The organism is Flavobacterium sp. WC2430, assembly GCF_040822075.1.
Classification (GTDB): domain Bacteria; phylum Bacteroidota; class Bacteroidia; order Flavobacteriales; family Flavobacteriaceae; genus Flavobacterium.
In genome coordinates this window covers 976,687-998,343 of record NZ_CP162007.1, presented here as the reverse complement: position 1 = coordinate 998,343, position 21,657 = coordinate 976,687, and the positions used below count along the sequence as shown (strand labels likewise).

Below are 21,657 nucleotides of genomic sequence, written 5' to 3'. Positions count from 1 at the left end.
TCTTTATTTTTTTGCAACTAAATAGTCATTAAGATTTTTCTTAATTTGAATCACTTTATAATTTTCATTAGAAATTAGTATTGCCGGATCTACTATTTTATATTCTTTGTTTTCTTTTAATTGATCAATCACGTTTTGCCCTTCGGTTTGACTATACATACCATGAATCACTATAAAACTTTCATTTTCAGTATATACATCATACGAATAGGTAAGTCTTGGATTTAAATTGGTAATGAATTTTTTTATTTTTTCCTCTACGATTTTTGTATTTTCGGCTTCCCTAGAAGCTACTTTATACACTATTTTCCAGTTTTTAGTTTCTACTGTTCCAAAATCAATTTCTTCTAAAAGCGGAATTTGATTCGTTAAAACATCCTGTGCTTTTTTTCCTTCTTCAGTATTTGAATAGGTATCTGCAACGTATTGCAATGCGTTTTTATAGGCAAGTAAGCCTCTGAGTTTTCCAATAGTATTAGCTCTTAACAACTCCAATTTAGGCAGAATTTCATCACCTGAAAATTGAGTAATAGCAATGTTTACCTGTTCTAAAACAGTTGTAAATTGTTCCTGTCCATATAAGGAATATAATTTTTCATACACAGCATCAGGACTTCCTTCTTGTGAAGTCTCCTCCTGATTTGAATTGTTAATTATTTGTGCATAACGAGAATTAGGAAACTGCCCATTTATCTTGCTTTTCATCGATTCCGCTTTGCCGCTATTCGTGATTTGGTAAATTTTATATAAATTATACATCGTTGGGAGAATGAGTTTCTCCTCAGGATTATTTTGCAATAATTGCTCTAGCCTGTTGGTGGCTAGTTCGTACTCTTTAAATTTTTCTTTATAAATTACTCCCAACTGATAATAAGCCGTATTGCGTTCTTTAGCAATGCTATCAATTGCTATTTGTGCAGTAGGCAATTGTTTTAAATAAAAATCGGTTGTGTATTGTGGAATTATTTTATCAGCTTCTGTTTCTTTTTTATCAGCTACTGAAACACCAGAGTTCAAAGTGTCATTAGAAATTGTATTTGCTACAGCTTCTGACAACCTCCAATTTCCTTTTGAACTTCTTTCTCCCCATAGTTTTTTAAACTCTACTTTTCCAAATGAAACAGTTGAAGGATTATAAAAGTAAAATACAATTGTGGCTGCAGTACTAGAGGCCATAGTAGGTGGTGCAAGAGAAGATTTTCGTGTTGGCGCTCCTGGGTTTTGAGTAGAAATTGCATTGTTAACTGGTCCCGCTGAATTGTTTCTTGCAATATTTTCTTGTTTTTCTTTTTCTTTTTCTTCTAAAAGTCTTTTGACATCATCAGCTGCTTTTAACTTAACAATATAATTCTCAAAATATGAAATTCTATCTGGTCCAGACAAAGAAACAACATGAAGGATACTATCGTTTTGCATGGCAATGCCTTCATATAAAATGACATCATCTAAATCTTTTCTAATTTTATTGATATGGATAAACTCTCTAGTTTTAGGTTGCATTTTTACTAAAGTACTGTCATAATATTTTGCTGCAGTAGCATATTCCGCACTTTTAAAATGCACATTTCCAATATTTCTATAATTTGAAGCAATTAAATATTGATCTGTTTTAGCATTTTTTAGAGAACGGTTATAAAATTGCAAGGCTTGTTTTTTATTGTTGTTTTTATCATAAAAAACCCCTTTTTGATAGTATAAGACATCCAGAAAAGGTCGGTTTTCTCGATCAGCAATTAATTTATTATAGGTTTTTAAAAAAGCAGTAGAGTCTCCCTTTTCATAATCGAATAACTGCGCTTTTCTAGCATGCGCTTGAATGACATATTTCCTTTCGGATTTTCTATTCATTTTTATAACTGACTCATAACTGTAAATAGCACTGTCTTTTTTTCCCAATTCTTCGTATAACTGACCTAGAATAAAACGATATCTCGCTCTTTCATTATTGTTTTTGGTATAATCTACAGCCAATTTTAGTTTAGCAACAGCACTGTCTCTTTCTTCAAGATTTAGAAATGCTTCGGATAGCAATGCATTTGCATCGGCCAGAACTTGCTTTTTAAGTTTTTGTTCTTTCAGCAGTTTGGTCATGTTTTTTACAACAACGGCGTCATTACCTAAACGCATGTTGGTTTTTTCACGCCATATTTTAGCTTCGTAAATTCTACTACTTGTGGGATATTTGTATAAAATATAATTGAAAGCGTCTAGGGCTGGGATAAACCTTTGATCGTAATACCTTGATTTTCCAAGTAATAAATAGGCTTCGTCCACTTGGTAATTTCTTTCTCTTCCATCAATATTCATGGAATGTTTTTGAATTGCTTTGGTAGCTTTGGTCTCCGCCAATTCAAAATCTGCATTTTTAGTTTTTTCAGTGCTTGTAGGATCATCGCCTATTTGCATTCTTTCGATTGGCAAACGCTTCCAAAAATCATCTGTACTTTTAGATTTAATACCTTCAACTCCTTTATCTAAACCTATTTGCCCATTGTATAAAATATTGTATTTCGTGCTCAAAGCGTGGGAATTTCTAGACAAAAAACTATCCTTTTTGGTAGAACAAGCTACCAAAAAAACCAAAAATCCTACAGGAATTGAATATTTAAATATATTAGTTTTCAATGGTAAACGTTTTTATCATTAAACTTTTAAAAAAGCTTTTTAGTATAGTGACTGGTAAAAATACGTTTCTTTTTGAGAAAGTGAAAATTATATCTAGTTATTTGAGAAAAGCTGCATTAGGGATGTAGTGGAAATCCTTTTTTATTTTATTTTTTTTAAAATAAAAAAGATTGAGAATGAAAGCCCGACCACGCTTTTTTGGCGTGGTCATGCCCTAAAAAAAATATTTTAAACTGCAAAAAATGCTTCCAATTCTTGAAGTGTCTCTTCTGAAGTTTGTATATCTTTTACAATTTCTCCTTTATTTAAAGCAACAATTCTATCACAAACCTCAACGGTATGTTGTAAATCATGACTAGAAACTAAAATGGTTATCTCTGGATTTTGAGCCAGTTCTTTTATTACTTTTTTTAATCTGTTTACCGTTGTCGGATCTAAATTTGCAAAAGGTTCATCTAGAATCACTACTTTAGGATTACCAATAAGGGTGGCTATAATCCCTACTTTTTTCTGATTCCCTTTGGACAAATCGCGTAAATACTTTTTATTATTTAGAATTTCTCCATTAAAAAACTCCTCATATTTGGTTAACAACGCATCAATGTCGGCTTTATTTTGTCCGCGCAAATCGCCTATAAAGTAAAAATATTCTTCGGGAGTTAGATACCCAATCAAGAAACTTTCGTCAATAAATGCAGCCGTAAAAGGCTTCCAAGATTCACTAGTATTAACCTGAATTTCATTGTTGAGAATTGTACCCGTTGTAGGTCTAATTAAATCGAGTAGTAAACTAAAAAAAGTCGTTTTACCAGCTCCATTGTTCCCTACTAAACCTAAACTTTGTCCTTTTGGAATTTCAAGAATGTCAATTTTTAAAACTGTAGTTCCGTTATATTTTTTTGAAATATTATTTACTTGTATCATCTTTTTTCTTATTTGTTATTCCAGTCCACAGTTAGCAATACTAATTTTCTTGTTGTTTGAATCCGCTAATGGTTTCGTATTTTCTCTTGGTGTACCCATCGGCAATTTTACTTAAAATAAAACTTCTAAAAACCAAACCAATAATTCCTAATGTCGCAATTGCAACCGTTGCACTTTCTATATTGACTAATTTATAAAAAGCAAAGAAAATCAATGCAGGCAACAACATTAATGGCAAACCAACGATCCATTGTGTTGCTCCAGTTCCTTGGTAATTCATGAACGGACTTTTCTCGAGATCTATTCTTTTTTTATTATAAGACCCTGCAAATAATAAAATGGGGATGTTTACCCCTAAATTATAAACAGCACAAGACAGATTTATTGCTAATACATTCCAACCAAAATAAAGGTAGGGTGTACTTAAAACTGCTAATACAATCACAGAAACCGACATTAATCCCGCTTTTGAAGCTAAATATTGTTTCATAGGAATGTTTTGTGACATCATCATCCCGTAATAATTACTATCCCATGACGGCACAAATTGCCCAAAATTAAGCATAAAAACACCTGTCATTAAAACTCCTACCACAACAAAAAACGCTGGTGTATCTTTGTAATGTGGATTGGTATAAATCAACATGCCATAAGCCAGAAAGATTAACGAGATCCAAATCACCGTTTTAGGCCTTTTATTTCTCCAAATCATTTTTAGATCTAATGCCAAGAAAGGCGCTATATCACCAAAACGTTTCGTCCAAGTTAAATCAGACGTTTTTGCTTCTTCTACTTTGGACTGTAAAGAGCTGTCCAGATAAAAATTAGTTTTTAAGTAGTTGAAATTTAGAAAATACAATCCTGCTAAAATTACTATTGGAACTACAACTAATATGGGCTGCCCTACTAATCCATTTAAAAGAATTCCTGATACTATTGTAATTTTAAAAAACCCATAATAATCTAGACCAAAGAACACAAGCCCTATTGCCACAAATGGAAGAAAGGCAATGATATTTTCAGCGAATTTCTTTTTGATTAAAAAATTAGAATAATTAACCACTAAAGCCAAAACATACATTGAAACCATCCATACAATCATATTTAGTGCATTGTAATTCCCCTTGGTAATATTGTAAACTCCAAAAGGGATAATGACTAACAATGGAAAAATGTTATAAATTGAAGTCAAACTTTTAAGTAATACGAAATGAATCACCGATTGTTTTTTGATAGGTAAAACAAGTAACGGCTTGATGTTCATTACCGGTAAACTTTGCATAAAAAAGCGAAGCACCAATTCAAAAAACAACCAAAAAACAACAAAACTATTAACTATGACTAATGGTTTTTGGTCTGGAAAGCTTTTCACTAGAATAGGATACAATGCAATTCCCAAAACAAGAAAAACGAGCAGGAAATAAACTACCAAAAACCCCATTAAAATTTTCAATCCAATACTTTTTCCAACACTTGCCGAGCGAAAAAAGGCTTTCAATTCTAAATTTATAAAATGCTTGAACATGTTGTTTTTATATTTCGTTTAATAGTAAGTAGATAAAAATAATGAAAAGTTACCGTCTTACTAAAATAATCCTCAATTAATATCTTCCATTTATTTACCGTTTCCTATTTTTGTAAAAAAATTATCCTATGCCATCCTTTTTAAAATTAATTATAAAAGAAGTAAAACGCGAAACTGCTACTGCCGTTTCGATACTTTTTAATGTTCCCGAAGAATTAAAATCTAACTATAAATTTGTTGCTGGACAATATGTTAACTTAAAACTAACATTAGACGGTCAAGAAATTCGTCGTGCCTATTCTATATGTTCATCCCCTGAAAGTGGTGATTTACGAATTGCAGTGAAAGCAGTTAAAAACGGTGCTTTTTCTCAATTTGCCAATACAAAACTAAAAGCGGGAGATGTACTTGAAGTAGGGAAACCTGAAGGAAAATTCACATTTGAACCCCAAGCAGATCGTCAAAAAAACTATGTGGCTTTCGTGTCGGGAAGTGGAATTACACCAGCACTATCGATTTTAAAGTCGGTATTAAAGAGCGAACCTAAAAGTTCATTTGTTTTGGTTTATGGGAATAAATCACCCGAAGAAACCATCTTTCATCAGGAATTGCATGATCTCCATTTACAATATGTGAGTCGCTTATTTGTACATTATGTGTACAGTCAAGCCAAAGTTGATCATGCCTTGTTTGGTCGTATAGACAAATCAGTAGTCAATTTTGTTTTAAACAACAAACACAAGGAACTGGAATTTGACAAGTTCTATTTGTGTGGACCGGAAGCGATGATCGAAACCGTTACCAATGTGCTAAAAGAGAAAAATGTAAAAGAATCAGCTATAAAATACGAGCTTTTCACTACTTCTACCCATGAAAATGTAATTACAGAATCATTAGAAGGACATTCGAAAATTACTGTAATGGTAGATGATGAAGAAACTACTTTTGAGATGTCGCAAAAACAAACCATACTTGAGGCTTCCTTAAAACAAGGGATTGATGCTCCTTATTCTTGCCAAGGTGGAATTTGTAGTAGCTGCTTGGCACGAGTTACTGTAGGAACTGCTGAAATGACTAAAAACTCAATTCTTACTGATAAAGAAATCGCTGATGGATTAATCTTGACTTGTCAAGCTCATCCTACTTCTGAAAATATTTACATCGATTTTGACGATGTTTAGAATATAATAATACTCCACAAAAAAGCCAAATTTCAAAGTTTTGAAATTTGGCTTTTTTTATAATATAACTTTAAATTATTACTAACTGTTTAGCTTTTCTCTAATTTTATTCACAACTGCTTCTGGAGCAATCGTTCGCATGGCTTCATCATAGCCTTCTACTTTTTTATTTCCATAAACGGAAGTAGGCAACAAAGGATATTTTTCTCTATCCGAAACCAAACTGTTTTCTATTGGCTGATTAAAAGGCATAAATCCGGCATACGGATGTGTGGCACCCCAAAGTGTAATGACTTTCACCCCCAGCATAGCTGCAATATGTGCATTACCCGAATCCATGGAAACCATTACATCAAGATTACTGATCAATTGTAATTCTTGCTGAAATTTAATTTTACCAGCCATATTAATCACATTTCTGTACGGTGTCGCAATAGCATCTAAAATCTCCATTTCTTTTTTTCCTCCACCAAAAAGGAAGATTTTGTGTTGCGGATTTTTAGCCAATTGAGCAATTACTTCTTGCATTAAATCCAAAGGATACACTTTAGAATCATATTGCGCAAAAGGAGCAATTCCAATTAACTTTTGGTTTTCAGTTCCAATTATGTTGGTTAGTTCCTCGTTTAAAACTGCTTTTGCAGGAAACATGGGATGAGACAAATCAATTGAAAAACCCAGTTTAGCAAATACGGCAACATGCCTTTCAAACATTGAAGCAAGTGGTTTAAAAACCTTATTTTCAAGACTGGTCAATCCTTTCTTTTCTGCTCTTCCTTTATCTACCGCCGCCACTTTTTTTCCGCTTAAAGCAAAAAGCGTACGGACTACTTGAGCTCGTAAAACATTATGTAAATCAGCAAAAGCATCGATTTCCAACCGTTTTAAATCTTGGAACAAACGCAACAATCCAATAAACCCTTTGTGTTTTTCTTTTTCATCGAAAGCAAAAAAGGAAACAGAGGGAATCGTATCAAAAAAAGGTTTGAAAAAGGGTCTGGAAACCACCGTGATTTTTATATCTGGATACTGATTTACAAAAGCGCGTAAGACAGGAACCGTCATGGCGACATCTCCCATTGCGGAAAGTCTCATGACGGCGATATGCTTGATATTAATTGGCAATTTATTTTTTCCCTTGGTACAAAACAGGATTCAATTCATCGTCATTGTACATTTTCATTTGTTTGTACACTTTCATGAATTTATCACCGTTTTCAATATCAGTCAATAAATCATCAATTGCTGTTGATAGATCGGTTCTTTGTTCTAGTAAGATATTTAGTTTCGCTTGGCACTTATCTCTATGCTCTTGAGATGCTTCTTCACGAGTAGCTTCCTCATTCATGTGATAAATCTTTAATGCTAAAATTGACAATCGGTCAAATGCCCAAGCTGGACTTTCTGAGTTAATTTTCGCGTCTTCTTTTACTTTAACATCGCTGTATTTTTGTAAAAAATAACCATCAATATATTCCACCATGTCGGTACGCTCTTGGTTTGAAGCATCAATTCTTCTTTTCAAACTTAAAGCGGCGATTGGGTCAATATTGGGATCGCGAATGATATCTTCAAAATGCCATTGTACCGTATCGATCCAGTTTTTCACATACAATAAATGCTCAAATTTATCTTTTGGAAAAGGATTATTTATTGGTTGGTCTACGTTATCAAATTGATGATAATCGTTTATACTTTGTTCGAATACGGAATAAGCTAATTTTGAAAACATATTTTTATATTTATGGATACAAAGATACTTTTTATACTTTTATAAAAAAATTACAATTCATAAATCTGTTTTAGGATAACTATTTGCAGTAAAAACTGTCTTTTATCACCCAAATAAATAATAAAATATACCATGCAAATTCACCATTTATCAGAAAAAAATAGTGTCCTTAATCATTTTTTAGGTCAAATTAGAGATGTAACTATCCATAAAGACAGCATGCGTTTTAGAAGAAACATTGAGCGCATCGGTGAAATCATGGCTTATGAAATGAGTAAAGAATTCCATTATAAAACAGTTGAAATTCAAACTCCTCTTGGGGTTAAAAAAACAACAGCCATAAAAGATCAATTGGTTTTGTGTTCCATTTTACGCGCCGGTTTGCCGTTACATATTGGTTTTTTGAATTATTTTGATGAAGCCGAAAATGGTTTTATTTCGGCCTACAGGCATCATCCTAATAATGATGACTATTTTGATATTGTAGTGGAATACCAGGCCATAGCTGACTTTAATGACAAATACTTACTCCTTGTTGATCCTATGCTTGCTACAGGGCAATCCATCGTTGCTGTTTATAATAAGTTGATGGAAAAAGGAACGGCGGCAGCTATTCATATCGCCGTTGTAATTGCCGCTCCAGAAGGAATTGCTTATCTAGAAAAACATTTATCAGATAATTGCCATTTGTGGGTTGCTTCGATAGATGAAAAACTAAATGAACACGATTATATTGTTCCGGGACTTGGTGATGCTGGCGACTTAGCGTATGGAACCAAATTATAACTGGGAGAAAAAAGCAAAAAAGCTACAAGCAATCAGTACAAATAACACCATTTCTTTTTTCAATTTTACTTGAGGAATCTCGATATGACTTGTCGCCATTATAGCCAAAGGCGCAATCGTAAAAATTAGTATATCATTGCTTTTATTCGAAGAAACCAAATAAATTAATACCCCAATAAAAAAGGAAGCTATTATTTTTTTAAAAGATGCATGCAGTACTAAAGGCCTATTCGACAATGTTGCAAACATGGATATAACAAAGAATAAAACTACTGTTGCATAGATTGATAAGGCGGCATTTTGATAATTATTAGTAAAATAGTTAATTTCAAAATTGGTCATTACACTGCTATTAATGTATCCTTGCGCATCAATATTAAATACAATTGAAAAAAGAACAAAAATAATTCCCGCAGTAAAAAAAGCGATAAATGGTAAAATCCAATTTCTGTAATCTCTTGCTACGTGAAAAATTATAGATATAAACACCAGTGCGATATAAAGAATACTCCAAAAATGAAACAAAGACGCTAAAAATATCCATAAGGAGGCATCAAATATTTTTTCTTTTGATGCTTTTAAGGACTGAAGCGAAATTAATCTACGCAGTGCTAAAAGGATAAAGAAATTAGAAAAAACCAAATTGATATTGTCCAAAACAGAAGGAAAAAAAAGCAAGAATAGAAAGTAAAATAAAATCGTGTAGCTGCTGTCTTTACTCAGTCCGTTGCGTTTTGAAATAAAGTTGGTCATAAAAATAGACGCCAATAAAACGGTTATTATTCCTATTTTTTCAAAAATTAAAATAGTCGAATTCGTCCAACTAAAATCTTGAAATTGATAGATTGAAAAGAAAACGAGTATTAAAAATACTACTAAGGTGAAATTTAATGGTGTAGATTTTTTAAAAACACTTGTTATCATAAGGATATTTTATACTTTTGTGACTGTAAATATAATACTTGTTTAAAAAGGAAACCCTCAAGTTGAAAAAGATTCTTTAAAAAGAGTTCTTTAATCTTGAGAAATTAAAAACAACAACATAACTTTATTCGATATGAAAGCATTTTTTGAAGGAATTCAATACTTATTTGTAAATATTTTATTTGCTCCTCATGATTTCTTACGTTCATTAGAACTTAGAACTTGGTTTGGTGCAAATACTATCAACTGGATTTTCATGGCTATCTGCGCAGCAGCAATGGTATACTGGATCAAACAATTGAGCATTTTTGATGCAAACGGAGAAGAAAACCAAGATACTACAGCACATTCTTTCTTAAAATAATACTTCCCTAACCGTAAAACTTAGGATTAAGGAAGATTCCTTTATTTATAGAAGATCGTTACCAATATCTTTTCTAAAATTCATCTTATCAAAGCTTAGTTTACCTATGTTTTGATAAGATTTTTTTATGGCCTCTTGAAAATCATCTCCATATGAGGTAACTGTCATCACTCTACCGCCATTAGTAACTACTTCATTGTTCACTAATTTTGTTCCTGCATGAAAAACAATAGAATCAGTGATGTTCTCTAGTCCCGAAATTACTTTTCCTTTTTCAAATTCTTCAGGATAACCACCCGATACCAGCATCACAGTAGTGGCGCTTCTTTCATCAATATCCAAAGTGATTTCGTCTAGTTTTTCATTGGCTACAGCCAAAAACAATTCTACTAAATCCGTTTTTAACCTTGGAACTACCACTTCCGTTTCTGGATCACCCATTCTCACATTGTATTCAATAACAATAGGTTCATTTTTCACATTGATTAACCCAATAAAAACAAATCCTTTGTATTCAATACCATCTTTTTGGAAACCTTCAATTGTTGGTTTAACGATGCGCGTTTCGATTTTTTCCATCAAAACTGCGTCTACATAAGGAACTGGAGAAACTGCTCCCATTCCGCCTGTATTTAAACCTGTGTCGCCTTCACCAATACGTTTATAATCTTTGGCTGTTGGTAGAATTTTATAACTTTTACCATCCGTAAGCACAAAACAGCTCAATTCTATTCCGTCAAGAAATTCTTCGATAACTACTTTTGAACTTGCGTCACCAAATTTTTGCCCCACAAGCATATTGCGTAATTCCTCTTTAGCTTCGGCCAAATCATGAATAATTAAAACGCCTTTTCCTGCAGCCAAACCATCTGCTTTTAAAACATATGGAGGTTGCAATGTTTCAAGAAAATCACATCCTTTTTCTACTGTTTCAGCTGTAAAACTATCATAAGCAGCGGTTGGGATATTGTGTTTTACCAAAAATTCTTTGGCAAACTCTTTACTTCCTTCTAATTGAGCACCAATTTTTGATGGCCCAATAACTGGAATATGGTTTATTTGATCATCGTTTTTAAAAAAATCAAAGATTCCTTTTACCAAAGGATCTTCTGGTCCTACAACTACCAAGCTTACATTATTACTTAATACAAATGCTTTCATCGCATCAAAATCAGTAGGACTCATGTTCACATTAGTCGCAATCGATGCGGTTCCTGCATTTCCTGGTGCAACAAAAAGAGTATCGCAAAGTGGGCTTTGAATCATTTTCCATGCAAAAGCATGCTCTCTTCCTCCTGAACCCAATAGTAAAATATTCATGTGTGTGTTTTTTAGTTGTGGTGCAAAAATAATTGCTTTTGGACGTAAAAAATAATTAATTTTTAAAAACTTGCTGGTTCTTCCTAATTAGTTGTTGTTAAATATTATTTTTGAAGAAATAAACACCTAAAATGCTACCACTTTTTGACTTATCGCTCCAGTTAAACGGTTATCCCATAAAGCAGTCCACTGCTGAATTGCGACAAATTGCAGCTTTATCTCAAAAAGAATATGAAGTGTTTTTAACACATAAAAAAAAGGAAATTGTATCCTTTCATTTAGAAAATAATTCCTTTTATAAAGAACTTGTTGGTACTTCAGATTATGAGAATTGGTCCAATTTACCAATTTTGAATAAAAAAAATCTCCAAAAACCTTTATTAGAGAGACTTTCTAGCGGATACAATACTAAAAATAGCTATCTCAATAAAACTTCAGGCTCTAGTGGTGATCCTTTTATTTTTGCCAAAGACAAATACAGCCATGCCCTAACCTGGGCTTCCAATATCTATCGTTTTGGATGGTATAAAATTGATTTCAATCATTCCTATCAAGCGCGTTTTTATGGAATTCCTATGGATTTCATTGGCAATAAAAAAGAACGTTTAAAAGACTTTTTAAGCCACCGCTTCCGCTTTACCATTTTTGACTTATCAGATGCTGTTTTGGAGGGTTTTCTAATTCATTTTAGAACCAAAAAATTTGATTACATCAATGGCTATACTAGTTCGATTGTGTTATTTGCTAAATTTTTACAAAAAAAGAATATCGTATTAACAACTATTTGCCCAACCCTAAAGGCTTGTATGGTTACCTCAGAAATGCTTTTTGAAGATGATAAAATACTGTTAGAAAAACAATTGGGAATACCTATCATTAATGAATACGGAGCATCTGAGCTTGATTTAATTGCTTTTCAAAATCCAGAAGGAGAATGGCAAGTAAATTCAGAAACTTTATTTGTGGAGATACTGGACGAAAATAATAAAGTACTTCCTTATGGTCAAGAAGGGCGCATTGTAATTACTTCTCTTTTTAACAAAGCACATCCTTTTATTCGATATGAAATAGGAGATATTGGAATTTTGGATGAAAAAAGCACCTTGCAAAAACCCATTCTGAAAAAATTAATTGGAAGAACAAACGATGTTGCAGTGCTTCCAAGCGGAAAAAAAGCACCTGGATTAACCTTTTATTATATTACAAAAAGCATCATTGAAGACGATGGAAATGTAAAAGAATTTGTCATTAAACAAACTCAAACCGACACTTTTGAAATCAAATATGTTAGTGAAACGGAATTAAATTTGGCACAAATTGAAACAATTGAAAAAGCCATTATTCTCTATCTAGAACCCAACCTCAAGTTTAGTTTCATTAGAAAAAATAGTTTAAAAAGAAACAAAAGAGGAAAATTGAAACAGTTTAAATCGATGGTTTAATATTCTTAATATACCTTGGTTTTATAAATAATTGAGTGAATAAAAAAAGCTTCATACAAGCCACCGCAATTAGAAAACTAAAACCGTGAAACCTTCTATAAACGGCAAAATTATATTTTATCAAATCCAACTTAGAAGTCGAAATAGAGTCGTTTCGTACTCTATAATAAGCCAAACTTTCAGGTACAACATGTGCTATTTTTATCTTTTTTAGTACCGTTAACCAAAGCATCCAATCTTGGCGTTTTCGAATGGAAGAAATGGGAATTTTTCCAAAAAAATTGACATCATAAATAGCGGTGAGATTCCCCACATAATTACAAAAAAACAATTCGCGATAACTCAAATGTACTGGTGCTTCTACTCTCTTATTTAAAGGATTTCCCGCTTCATCAATGCAATCATAAAAGGAAAAAGTAAATGGCAAATTCTTGTTTATAAGAAAATCAATTTGCTTTTTTAATTTTTCAGGTTTCCACAGATCATCGGCATCTAGGAAAGCAATATACTGTCCTTTGGCTAACGCCAATGCCGAATTTCTAGCCACACCAGTTCCAGAATTTTTTTCTAATCTAGAATATTGAATTCGGTTGTCTTTTATAGCTAGTTCCTCAACAAGGCAAAGAGTTGCATCTGTAGAACAATCATCAACAAGGATAATTTCCCAGTTTGTATATGTTTGGTTTTGCACGGAACGAATCGACTCTGAAATAAATTTTTCAGAATTGAATGTTGGAATTAGTATCGAAACCAAAGGTTGTCCCATATTAATATGCTTTTTTATCTCCTTTTAAGATATTGATAACGGTCATGTAAATTATCTTTAGATCTAAAATTAATGACCAGTTTTCAATGTAGAAAACATCCATTTTTATTCGGTTAATCATGTCTTTTTCGGTCTCAATTTCTCCCCTAAAACCGCTTACTTGAGCTAGACCTGTAATCCCTGGTTTTACATAATGACGCACCATGTATTTTTTAATTTTACTACCATATATTTTATTTTGCGACCATAAATGCGGGCGTGGCCCTACTACAGACATTTCTCCAAATAAAACATTTACAAATTGAGGCATTTCATCCATGCTCGATTTTCGCATCAATTTGCCTATATTAGTTACTCTAGGGTCGTTTTTTAAAGCTTCTGTTTCCGTTGAACCATTCATTCTCATGGAACGAAATTTATAACAGTAAAACTGTTTTTCACCAATTCCTGGTCGGCCTTGTTTGAATAAAATAGGTCCTTTGGACTCTAATTTAATTAAAATAGCTAATAAAGGAGCTAACCATGATAGAATACCAATAATTACTGTCAACGAAAAAACAATGTCAAAAAATCGTTTAAAAATTTTTATTAAAGGCTCGTTTAAAAGCGTTTCTTTTAAAGACAATACTGGGAAAAAATCGTAATAGTCTATTTTTAAATTCTTCGAGAAAATATCTTTGGTATCTGGTATAAATTTTATTGTTTTATTGTTTTCATCAGCAAATTCAAGCAAGTCTTTTAGCTGTACATTAGAAACTTCGTTTAGTGAACAGTATATTTCGTCCACTTGATTTGTTATCGCAAATGTTTTTAAATCGTGTAAATTACCGTTGATCTCCTGATTTATTATTTTTTCTGAAAAAAAGCCCAAAAACTGATACCCGTATTCTTTCCTAGTCTCAAAAAGTTCTTTTAATTGAATCGATTCTGGTGTGTACCCAACAATTACAGCAAATCTAAAATTACTCCCTACAATTAATCGGTATTTTTTTAAACAATAAAACAAAAAGAATTTTGAAATAGTGATTAAAAGCAAACTATAAACAATGAATAAACTGATGCAATTTGCATCAAAAACAGCTTGATTTGAAAATGGAAAAAAAGCAATTACTATCAAAAGGAAAAGAATGCCTTGCTTTATTATTTTTGAAATTATTTCGATGGGTTTTGTAAACCGATAGATACCGTAAAACTTTATAAAAATCGCAATAAAAATCCAACCAAATCCTTGATAAATTAAAAAAAGAATGCGGTCTATTTTAAGATCTTCAAATAAGAGAAAACCTAAAACAGAAATAATAATTAAGTCCATTAAGATGCTTATTGGCCTTATATATTTCGAATATCTTCCTATTTTGGATGTTATCATGATTGGCTAACCTGTTCTTGATGCTTTGCATATTATTAATGCTTGCTTTATAGACCTACTATTTAATATAAGCCGTAAAATCTTTGTGCTCTTCTTTGGAAAGTTCTTCTTTTGATAAGGATTTGAAATAATCATACGTTATTTTCATTCCATCAGCACGATTTACAGTTACATCCCAACCCAATATTTCTTTGGCTTTAGTAATGTCTGGTTGTCTCTGTAAAGGGTCATTTTCCGGTAACGCGTGATAGACAATTTTTTGATTCGTTTCCGTCAATTTTATGATTTCTTCGGCAAAATCTTTAATAGTAATTTCGTCTGGATTCCCAATGTTTACTGGATATACATAATCCGAATGCAATAATCTAAAAATTCCTTCGACTTGATCGTCTACATAACAGAAAGAACGCGTTTGCAGACCGTTTCCAAAAATGGTTAAGTCTTCCCCGCGAAGTGCTTGCCCAATAAATGCAGGAATTACGCGACCGTCATTGAGTCGCATTCTAGGTCCGTAGGTATTAAAAATTCGAACAATTCTAGTTTCCACACCATGAAAAGTATGATACGCCATGGTTATTGATTCCTGAAAACGTTTGGCTTCATCATAAACCCCTCTAGGCCCGATGGTATTTACATTTCCATAATACTCTTCGGTTTGAGGGTGTACTAGTGGATCACCATACACTTCAGAAGTGGAAGCAATCAAGATTCTGGCCTTTTTTACGCGAGCCAAACCCAAAAGATTATGTGTACCAAGAGAACCAACTTTAAGCGTTTGTATTGGTATTTTTAAATAATCAATCGGACTTGCTGGTGAAGCAAAATGTAAGATATAATCCAATTGTCCTGGAACGTGAACAAACTTAGTAATATCATGGTGATAAAATTCAAAATGTTCTAATTTGAACAAATGTTCTATGTTTTTTAAATCGCCAGTTATGAGGTTATCCATTCCAATAACAAAATATCCTTCTTTGATAAAACGGTCACATAAATGTGATCCTAAAAATCCAGCAGCTCCAGTAATCAGTATTCTTTTCATATGGGTTTTTATAGTTTTGTAATGGGTTTGGGACTATTTTTTGCATTAAAAACGCAAAAAAATATGGTAAAAAAGACAACTCCCCGTTGTCTTGATAAAAATGATTCTGTCAAAAATAAACTTATCATTAATACTGCAAAAGAAATAGCAACAAAATCTTTTGATTTTATTGCGTTTCTCAAGCTCAAAGATACAATCAAGAGTAACAATAGTAATCCTACTATTCCTGTTTCGGCGAAAATTTGGACATATTGATTATGAAAATTCTTGTTTTGATAGCCATCGTGAGTAGCATCACCAGAAAAAATAGTATGCTCTTTGCCTTTTTCTTTTATTCTAAAATCGGATGCATTCAACCCATATCCTTTAAAAAACACATTATCTTCTTCTAGCATTTCTTTAAAAATCCGTATTTGATACACTCTAAAAGCAGTTCCGGAAAAATAATCATTCTGATTAAATTTTTCTTGTGTCCAAGCTTGATTGACACTTATATTATTGACGGTCTCCGTTGTTGAGCTTATTGTGTTTTCAATTTTATTTGAATTCCATTCTATCAAAAAACGCTCTTTAATTTTAGTCGAAAACAGTAACATAATTATTGCTAATAGAAACAGACTCACGACTGCTTTTTTTTGTTTCAGTTGTCCTTTCGAATAAAACAATTCAAAAACAATTAGCAGTAAAACAAAAACTACAATGATATTTTTTGACGACAGTAAAAAGATAAAAATGGCCAATAAAAATGCAATAATCGAATTTAATTTAGATCTTTTCTCTTTCGAATAAAAATAAAAAAAAGCAACCGACATATAAACCGAAACATGAATGGCATTTAGATCATCGGTTACCAACTCATGGTAAAAGAAAACAGAATTGTCTCTTGTAATACTATAACGAATAACTGCTTTGATCAAAAAATAAACAACATAAAAGAACATTCCGAAACTATAATATTTAAGCAACAGTTGTTTTTTACTTTCATCAAAAGCAGGAAAACTCATGAAACAAACTGCAAAGATTAATAGTGGAAGTTCCTTTGAAATTGCTTTAATAGAAGCGTTTAAATCGTGACTCCACAATAGTGAAAGTGCCATCAATGCATACAGGAAAACTAGTAGAAATAGATTTTTATCTATCTTGAAATTTGATTTTTTAGCATAAAACAAAGTCGATAAACCAAAGATTCCCATTACTATACTATTGATAGCATAACTTAACGGAATGGTGAGTAAAACAACTAATAGCAGCAGTAAAGGCGGACTTTGCTTATGAAGAAGCATCAGTTCCTGAAATGCTTTTTTCAAATAAGCGTAAATAGTCTCCATTTATTTTATCCCAATTAAATTCATTTATAATCGTCTCAATATTCTTTTGAATCTTGTTTAAACAGTCTTCTCTTTTTACTGTTAAAAGTAGTTCTTTCACTTCTATAGCATTCGAAAAATAAAATGCGTTTTCTTTTAAAACAGCCTTATTAAAATTGTTGTCGTGAGCCATAATTAACGCCTTTGACGCCATGGCTTCTAATAAAGATGGGTTGGTACCTCCAACTGAATGCCCGTGAAAATACAGATTACTGAAATACCTTAAATTATTGAGGTGCTCCAAATTAAAAATCCCACCCAAAAATGCAATGTTTGTATGCGCTTTGAACTTCTTTTTTAAATAGTCTCCATATTTGGTTTTATGATTGCCAACTACAATAATTTTCATCATAGAATTGCTCAACACCACACCATCTAATACCATTTCCAGATTATTTTCGGGTTCAAACCGGGCCATAATCATGTTGTAATTGTATTTCGAGAGCTCATAATCCGTTACAATGGATTCATCAGGATTCATAAATGGATGTGCACCATAAGCAATATAAGCAGATTCTTTTTTATATTTATCTTTTAAATAGGTTTGAATTCCCAATGAATCAGCAACCAAAAAATCACTACTAACGGCAGCCAATCGCTCAGCAAATTTAAGAAATTGTTGCACTAGCTTGGAATATTTCGTTCGCTTCCACTCTAGCCCGTCCATATTTGTTATAATAATGGGTTTCTTAGGCAATAGGAAAAACCAGATCGAATTGCTTGTATATCCCAGTTGAAGTATGATGTCAAAATCCCTTTTTCTAGAATCCCTAATGCAGTTGAAATCATATACAAATTGTCCAAAAGTTCCCATTTTATGCTCAGGATCATTTTTATGGATGATATTTACCCCTTTGAATGTTTTTTCCTGAAATACATGATTGTGAGAATTATAAACATATACTTCATGTCTTTTTTCAACTAGAAAAACAGAAAAGAACTCAGCAAATTGCTCAAAACCAGAATAGTTATTGGGTATTCCTCGCGTTCCTAAAATAGCTATTCTCATACTGTTTATTCCAATTTAATGAACCAAAAATAGGTCTTTTACTATTTATTTAAGTTGTTGATTCTCATTTATTGCTTTTAGAAAAACCTCAGCCGCAATTTCCCAATTGTATTTCTCTTTTATTATTGATGAAATAACACTGTTTTGCCCTTCTTGCTTCAATCCCCAAACAATAGCACGATTCAAATCGTTTTCATCATTCGAATTAAATAATCCCTCCTCTAAAAAATAAAAATCAGACATGGCAGTTGCATTCGAACAAATCGACGGAATTCCTGCTGCCGACGCTTCAAGAGGAGGAATTCCAAAACCTTCAGCAATTGATGGGTAAATCGAAAGTCTAGCACCACGAGCAACAGCAACTAATTCATTGAATTCCAATTTATTTAAATCAATTATTTTTTCTTTCATTTCACTGTTTAACGTTTCAAAATAATCTAAATATGCCCTATTAGGTATGGCTTTTTCTCCTATAAAAACGAGATGATGGTTTTTATAGTATTCCTTTTCAACAAAAACCTTCAATAAGAAATCATGGTTTTTTCTAGGTTCCCAACGGCTTATGAATAAAAAATAATCTTCAATTCCGTAGTTCTTTTTTACCTTTTCAGCCACTGTTTTTTTATCATAATCCTCAAAAAAAACAGGATCAACCGCATTGGGAGTTATAGTTACATCGGCACGATTAAAATGATTAACTATGCTGTTTTTGGAATATTCAGAAACCGTCAAAACAATATCAGCTCGTTTAATACTCCATTCGAAAAGATATTTTTTTGAGAGTTTATAACCCAAGGGAAAATATTTTGGAAAATCTAAAAACAACACATCATGAATCGTGACAATGTATTTACAGTACGTAATGGGCGGTATGATGTATTGAAAATGAGCATAATCAATATTCAGTTTTTTTATAAACCGAGGAATATCAATCAACAATCTTACATATTTATTATTTGAAGTATATTTTAAATAGGTCACATTATCGTGTTCTCCAAAAGTGTCTTTAAAATTATTGGTGTGCGATGCAAAATAAAAGTGGTGTTCTTTATTCTTTATTAATTCTGTATATAAACCCGCTATGTAGGTAGTCGTTCCTTGAGGACTTCTATCAAATACACTACAATCTATAAAAAATTTCAGCTCTTTCATCCTTCTATTTCTTTTACAAAAACCGAACTTCTTTCAAAATAAAGCAAGCCTCCTAATATAAAAATAATCACATCGCGTCCATTATAAATTCCTGTGATGGTCAAAGAGGTAAATACATATACTAAACCTATTCCCGAAATAAAAACCAAAATCATTCTCTTGTTATTGTGCTTGCGATACAATGCTAAATAGAGTGTTCCAAAAAATAAAAATAGTATGATTATTCCAATACTTCCCGTTTTATAAAACACATACATATAGCCATTATGCAATTCTGAAATGTACCTAATCCCTTCTTTCTCTCCTGTAAGTGGCGCTTTGAATTTCAAGTTTACCAATGAACCAAAACCTGTTCCAAACACAAAACTACTTGGGTTTTCTTGCATTAAAGCATAGGCTCTTTTGGCCTCATAGCCACGCCAATGATCCCACAAATCCTTATGATTTTCCCGGTCAATTTTGGTTTTGAATAATTCAGCAGGAGCGATTTTTACTTTAAAGAGAAACCCTTCCATCCCTGGTTTATTTCTTTCGATTTTAACCGTATACAAATAGCCGTAAAAAAGGGCAATGGCAGTAATAAAAAGCCCCAGAAAACGGATTGTTTTTTTGTTTAAAACCGTATATCCATAAATAGACAACAATAACACTAGAGCCACCACAATCATTGTTCTTGAGAAATACAAAACATTTGACACTAACAATATAAATACAATTACTCTAGTCAATAAACGACTTTTTAACAAGTATTCCTTTTGAAAATAGCTATACGATAAAAGGAAAAAAAGTGCAAAAAGTTCCAAGAAATTATCCTTTCCAAACTCTCTAATCGCATCCACAGAACCGGAAAAAATGTTCCCCATAAATATCAAAACTAGAAAATGTATAATAGCCGATGCCAATCCGCAGTAAACAATAGTCTTTATAAACAAATTGAAATTATTGATTTTCTTATAGAACAAAAAACCAATTAAGAGTCCTACAATAGGTTTAGAAAAATGAAAAATGTCTTTTATAAAACCATAAATGGGATAACTATTGAATATTGTTCCTATAAAACCCAATAAAAAAAGTAATAAAACTGGCGCAATAATCTTTAAGAAACGGGCTTCTATTGCTAGTTTCTCATAAAAGAAATAAAGCATCAAAACCCCTATTTGAATGAACAAATTTAACTTGAATGAAGGCAGATACAATTGCAACAAAAGTACAAGTATAAAGAGTGAAGTATAAAATTTCGATTTGCTTACAATCATCAATTAAAGTCTATTGTTTTTATAAAATATAGTTTCTAGTTTCTTTTTAAAAACTGCTTTATACGCTTTACTAGTTTGTTTACAGATAAAATAAACTCCAATGTTTTTTTATTAAATCCCTTGAAATGTTTAGCAATATAAATTTCATATCCCTTGACCAACAAATGATTTTTGGAACTATTAAACCCTACAAAGTGAATATAACTATAATTGGACAAGAAAACTCTTTTATAAACCTTGTCGGCGATTTTTTTAGAAAAATCTACATCTTCTACATATAAAAAATAATCTTCGTCAAAACCGTCTATTTCTTTAAACACTTGAGTGGGTAACATCAAAAAAGAGCCGCTCAACCAGTCTACTTCATAAACCTCTTTAGTGAAAATACCGGTCCTAAATTCGGATCCTATTTCCATTAATTTTTTCATCTGAAACAGATTTTTGTAATTCGGAAAATTTCCCGCCGAGGCTAAATATTTTTTATTCCCATCCAGCATTTTTATTCCCGCAACTCCTATTTTCGCATCGGATTTCAAAAAATTCAAAACGGGAAAAAGTGGATCAAGAATTATTGTATCATTGTTTAATAGCAGCAAATAATTCCCTTTTGCCTTTCTAACTGCTTCATTGTTTCCTTTTCCAAAACCAAGATTAACATTTGATTCAATTAAAATAATTTCAGGATAATTAGCTTTCAAATAAGCGCAACTGCCGTCCTGGGAATTATTGTCAATCACTATTATTTCGAACTCTATATTTTTTAGATTCTGAAATAAAGCATCAAAACATTCCTTTAAATAAATTAATCCGTTATAGTTGACAATTACAACTGATAGTTCTGGAGGCATTTTTTAACTATTATAAAAGGTAAAT

General features: G+C 32.1%; 19 protein-coding genes. 4 read left to right on the top strand and 15 right to left on the bottom strand.

The window, feature by feature from the left end:
* Nucleotides 1–3 precede the first annotated feature (3 nt).
* The 3 genes from AB3G36_RS04305 to AB3G36_RS04295 all read right to left on the bottom strand — a co-directional run bounded on the left by AB3G36_RS04305 (nucleotide 4) and on the right by AB3G36_RS04295 (nucleotide 5,074).
* Entirely contained in the window at nucleotides 4–2,625 is a 2,622-nt protein-coding gene (locus tag AB3G36_RS04305) for a tetratricopeptide repeat protein (protein WP_367756355.1), read from the bottom strand.
* Nucleotides 2,626–2,853: 228 nt separating this feature from the next.
* Nucleotides 2,854–3,549: an ABC transporter ATP-binding protein gene (locus tag AB3G36_RS04300; RefSeq protein WP_367756353.1), complete on the bottom strand. Its 696-nt coding sequence runs from the start codon at nucleotides 3,547–3,549 to the stop codon at nucleotides 2,854–2,856.
* A 40-nt stretch (nucleotides 3,550–3,589) separates the two neighbouring features.
* Entirely contained in the window at nucleotides 3,590–5,074 is a 1,485-nt protein-coding gene (locus AB3G36_RS04295; RefSeq protein WP_367756351.1) for a DUF5687 family protein, read from the bottom strand.
* 128 nt (nucleotides 5,075–5,202) lie between these two features.
* Between AB3G36_RS04295 and AB3G36_RS04290 the strand changes: the two genes are divergently transcribed.
* Nucleotides 5,203–6,255 (top strand): 2Fe-2S iron-sulfur cluster-binding protein, encoded by a 1,053-nt coding sequence (locus AB3G36_RS04290; protein WP_367756349.1) that lies wholly within the window; start codon nucleotides 5,203–5,205, stop codon nucleotides 6,253–6,255.
* An 81-nt stretch (nucleotides 6,256–6,336) separates the two neighbouring features.
* Here the strand turns inward: AB3G36_RS04290 and AB3G36_RS04285 are convergent, their stop codons facing one another.
* Nucleotides 6,337–7,350 (bottom strand): glycosyltransferase family 9 protein, encoded by a 1,014-nt coding sequence (locus AB3G36_RS04285; protein ID WP_367756347.1) that lies wholly within the window; start codon nucleotides 7,348–7,350, stop codon nucleotides 6,337–6,339.
* A 31-nt stretch (nucleotides 7,351–7,381) separates the two neighbouring features.
* The gene (locus AB3G36_RS04280) at nucleotides 7,382–7,987 is read right to left on the bottom strand and encodes a DUF4254 domain-containing protein (protein WP_367756345.1); all 606 of its coding nucleotides are present in this window, start codon (nucleotides 7,985–7,987) and stop codon (nucleotides 7,382–7,384) included.
* Nucleotides 7,988–8,119: 132 nt separating this feature from the next.
* Here AB3G36_RS04280 and upp point away from each other — a divergent pair, with 132 nt between their 5' ends.
* Nucleotides 8,120–8,773: a uracil phosphoribosyltransferase gene (gene upp, locus AB3G36_RS04275; protein ID WP_367756343.1), complete on the top strand. Its 654-nt coding sequence runs from the start codon at nucleotides 8,120–8,122 to the stop codon at nucleotides 8,771–8,773.
* Here the strand turns inward: upp and AB3G36_RS04270 are convergent.
* Nucleotides 8,768–9,697 carry a DUF6427 family protein gene (locus AB3G36_RS04270; RefSeq protein ID WP_367756341.1) on the bottom strand — a complete coding sequence of 310 codons (930 nt, stop codon included), beginning with the start codon at nucleotides 9,695–9,697 and terminating at the stop codon, nucleotides 8,768–8,770. The two genes, upp and AB3G36_RS04270, sit on opposite strands and share 6 nt — an antisense overlap.
* Nucleotides 9,698–9,830: 133 nt before the next feature.
* Here AB3G36_RS04270 and AB3G36_RS04265 point away from each other — a divergent pair, with 133 nt between their 5' ends.
* Nucleotides 9,831–10,061, top strand: coding sequence for a uracil phosphoribosyltransferase (locus AB3G36_RS04265; RefSeq protein WP_367756339.1), 231 nt, complete (start codon nucleotides 9,831–9,833; stop codon nucleotides 10,059–10,061).
* Between the two features lie 45 nt (nucleotides 10,062–10,106).
* Here the strand turns inward: AB3G36_RS04265 and purD are convergent, their stop codons facing one another.
* Entirely contained in the window at nucleotides 10,107–11,381 is a 1,275-nt protein-coding gene (gene purD, locus AB3G36_RS04260) for a phosphoribosylamine--glycine ligase (RefSeq protein ID WP_367756337.1), read from the bottom strand.
* A 131-nt stretch (nucleotides 11,382–11,512) separates the two neighbouring features.
* Here purD and AB3G36_RS04255 point away from each other — a divergent pair, with 131 nt between their 5' ends.
* The gene (locus AB3G36_RS04255) at nucleotides 11,513–12,823 is read left to right on the top strand and encodes a phenylacetate--CoA ligase family protein (protein WP_367756335.1); all 1,311 of its coding nucleotides are present in this window, start codon (nucleotides 11,513–11,515) and stop codon (nucleotides 12,821–12,823) included.
* On the opposite strand, the gene AB3G36_RS04250 is transcribed toward AB3G36_RS04255, so the two are convergent.
* From AB3G36_RS04250 to AB3G36_RS04215, 8 genes are all read right to left on the bottom strand, one after another.
* On the bottom strand, nucleotides 12,807–13,589 hold the full coding sequence (locus AB3G36_RS04250) for a glycosyltransferase family 2 protein (protein WP_367756333.1): 783 nt from the start codon (nucleotides 13,587–13,589) through the stop codon (nucleotides 12,807–12,809). The two genes, AB3G36_RS04255 and AB3G36_RS04250, sit on opposite strands and share 17 nt — an antisense overlap.
* 1 nt (nucleotide 13,590) lies before the next feature.
* Nucleotides 13,591–14,901 (bottom strand): exopolysaccharide biosynthesis polyprenyl glycosylphosphotransferase, encoded by a 1,311-nt coding sequence (locus tag AB3G36_RS04245; RefSeq protein WP_367756331.1) that lies wholly within the window; start codon nucleotides 14,899–14,901, stop codon nucleotides 13,591–13,593.
* A gap of 115 nt (nucleotides 14,902–15,016) precedes the next feature.
* Nucleotides 15,017–16,000 carry a UDP-glucuronic acid decarboxylase family protein gene (locus AB3G36_RS04240; RefSeq protein ID WP_367756329.1) on the bottom strand — a complete coding sequence of 328 codons (984 nt, stop codon included), beginning with the start codon at nucleotides 15,998–16,000 and terminating at the stop codon, nucleotides 15,017–15,019.
* Nucleotides 16,001–16,008: 8 nt separating this feature from the next.
* On the bottom strand, nucleotides 16,009–17,328 hold the full coding sequence (locus AB3G36_RS04235; RefSeq protein ID WP_367756327.1) for an O-antigen ligase family protein: 1,320 nt from the start codon (nucleotides 17,326–17,328) through the stop codon (nucleotides 16,009–16,011).
* Nucleotides 17,270–18,376, bottom strand: coding sequence for a DUF1972 domain-containing protein (locus AB3G36_RS04230; RefSeq protein ID WP_367756325.1), 1,107 nt, complete (start codon nucleotides 18,374–18,376; stop codon nucleotides 17,270–17,272). Before AB3G36_RS04230 ends, AB3G36_RS04235 begins: the two co-directional genes overlap by 59 nt.
* 45 nt (nucleotides 18,377–18,421) lie before the next feature.
* Nucleotides 18,422–19,528 carry a glycosyltransferase family 4 protein gene (locus AB3G36_RS04225; RefSeq protein ID WP_367756323.1) on the bottom strand — a complete coding sequence of 369 codons (1,107 nt, stop codon included), beginning with the start codon at nucleotides 19,526–19,528 and terminating at the stop codon, nucleotides 18,422–18,424.
* The gene (locus AB3G36_RS04220; RefSeq protein WP_367756321.1) at nucleotides 19,525–20,697 is read right to left on the bottom strand and encodes an O-antigen ligase family protein; all 1,173 of its coding nucleotides are present in this window, start codon (nucleotides 20,695–20,697) and stop codon (nucleotides 19,525–19,527) included. The genes AB3G36_RS04225 and AB3G36_RS04220 overlap by 4 nt, the downstream gene beginning before the upstream one ends.
* A 122-nt stretch (nucleotides 20,698–20,819) precedes the next feature.
* Nucleotides 20,820–21,632, bottom strand: coding sequence for a glycosyltransferase family 2 protein (locus tag AB3G36_RS04215; protein WP_367756319.1), 813 nt, complete (start codon nucleotides 21,630–21,632; stop codon nucleotides 20,820–20,822).
* Between the last annotated feature and the right edge of the window lie 25 nt (nucleotides 21,633–21,657).

Bases quoted from the DNA above. Each gene is read 5' to 3' on its own strand.
- AB3G36_RS04215 (WP_367756319.1), bottom strand. From the start codon at position 21,632: ATGCCTCCAGAACTATCAGTTGTAATTGTCAACTATAACGGATTAATT.
- AB3G36_RS04225 (WP_367756323.1), bottom strand. From the start codon at position 19,528: ATGAAAGAGCTGAAATTTTTTATAGATTGTAGTGTATTTGATAGAAGT.
- AB3G36_RS04285 (WP_367756347.1), bottom strand. From the start codon at position 7,350: ATGAGACTTTCCGCAATGGGAGATGTCGCCATGACGGTTCCTGTCTTA.
- AB3G36_RS04230 (WP_367756325.1), bottom strand. From the start codon at position 18,376: ATGAGAATAGCTATTTTAGGAACGCGAGGAATACCCAATAACTATTCT.
- AB3G36_RS04245 (WP_367756331.1), bottom strand. From the start codon at position 14,901: ATGGACTTAATTATTATTTCTGTTTTAGGTTTTCTCTTATTTGAAGAT.
- AB3G36_RS04235 (WP_367756327.1), bottom strand. From the start codon at position 17,328: ATGGAGACTATTTACGCTTATTTGAAAAAAGCATTTCAGGAACTGATG.
- AB3G36_RS04280 (WP_367756345.1), bottom strand. From the start codon at position 7,987: ATGTTTTCAAAATTAGCTTATTCCGTATTCGAACAAAGTATAAACGAT.
- AB3G36_RS04290 (WP_367756349.1), top strand. From the start codon at position 5,203: ATGCCATCCTTTTTAAAATTAATTATAAAAGAAGTAAAACGCGAAACT.
- purD (WP_367756337.1), bottom strand. From the start codon at position 11,381: ATGAATATTTTACTATTGGGTTCAGGAGGAAGAGAGCATGCTTTTGCA.
- AB3G36_RS04270 (WP_367756341.1), bottom strand. From the start codon at position 9,697: ATGATAACAAGTGTTTTTAAAAAATCTACACCATTAAATTTCACCTTA.
- AB3G36_RS04265 (WP_367756339.1), top strand. From the start codon at position 9,831: ATGAAAGCATTTTTTGAAGGAATTCAATACTTATTTGTAAATATTTTA.
- AB3G36_RS04295 (WP_367756351.1), bottom strand. From the start codon at position 5,074: ATGTTCAAGCATTTTATAAATTTAGAATTGAAAGCCTTTTTTCGCTCG.
- AB3G36_RS04255 (WP_367756335.1), top strand. From the start codon at position 11,513: ATGCTACCACTTTTTGACTTATCGCTCCAGTTAAACGGTTATCCCATA.
- AB3G36_RS04300 (WP_367756353.1), bottom strand. From the start codon at position 3,549: ATGATACAAGTAAATAATATTTCAAAAAAATATAACGGAACTACAGTT.
- AB3G36_RS04250 (WP_367756333.1), bottom strand. From the start codon at position 13,589: ATGGGACAACCTTTGGTTTCGATACTAATTCCAACATTCAATTCTGAA.
- AB3G36_RS04240 (WP_367756329.1), bottom strand. From the start codon at position 16,000: ATGAAAAGAATACTGATTACTGGAGCTGCTGGATTTTTAGGATCACAT.
- upp (WP_367756343.1), top strand. From the start codon at position 8,120: ATGCAAATTCACCATTTATCAGAAAAAAATAGTGTCCTTAATCATTTT.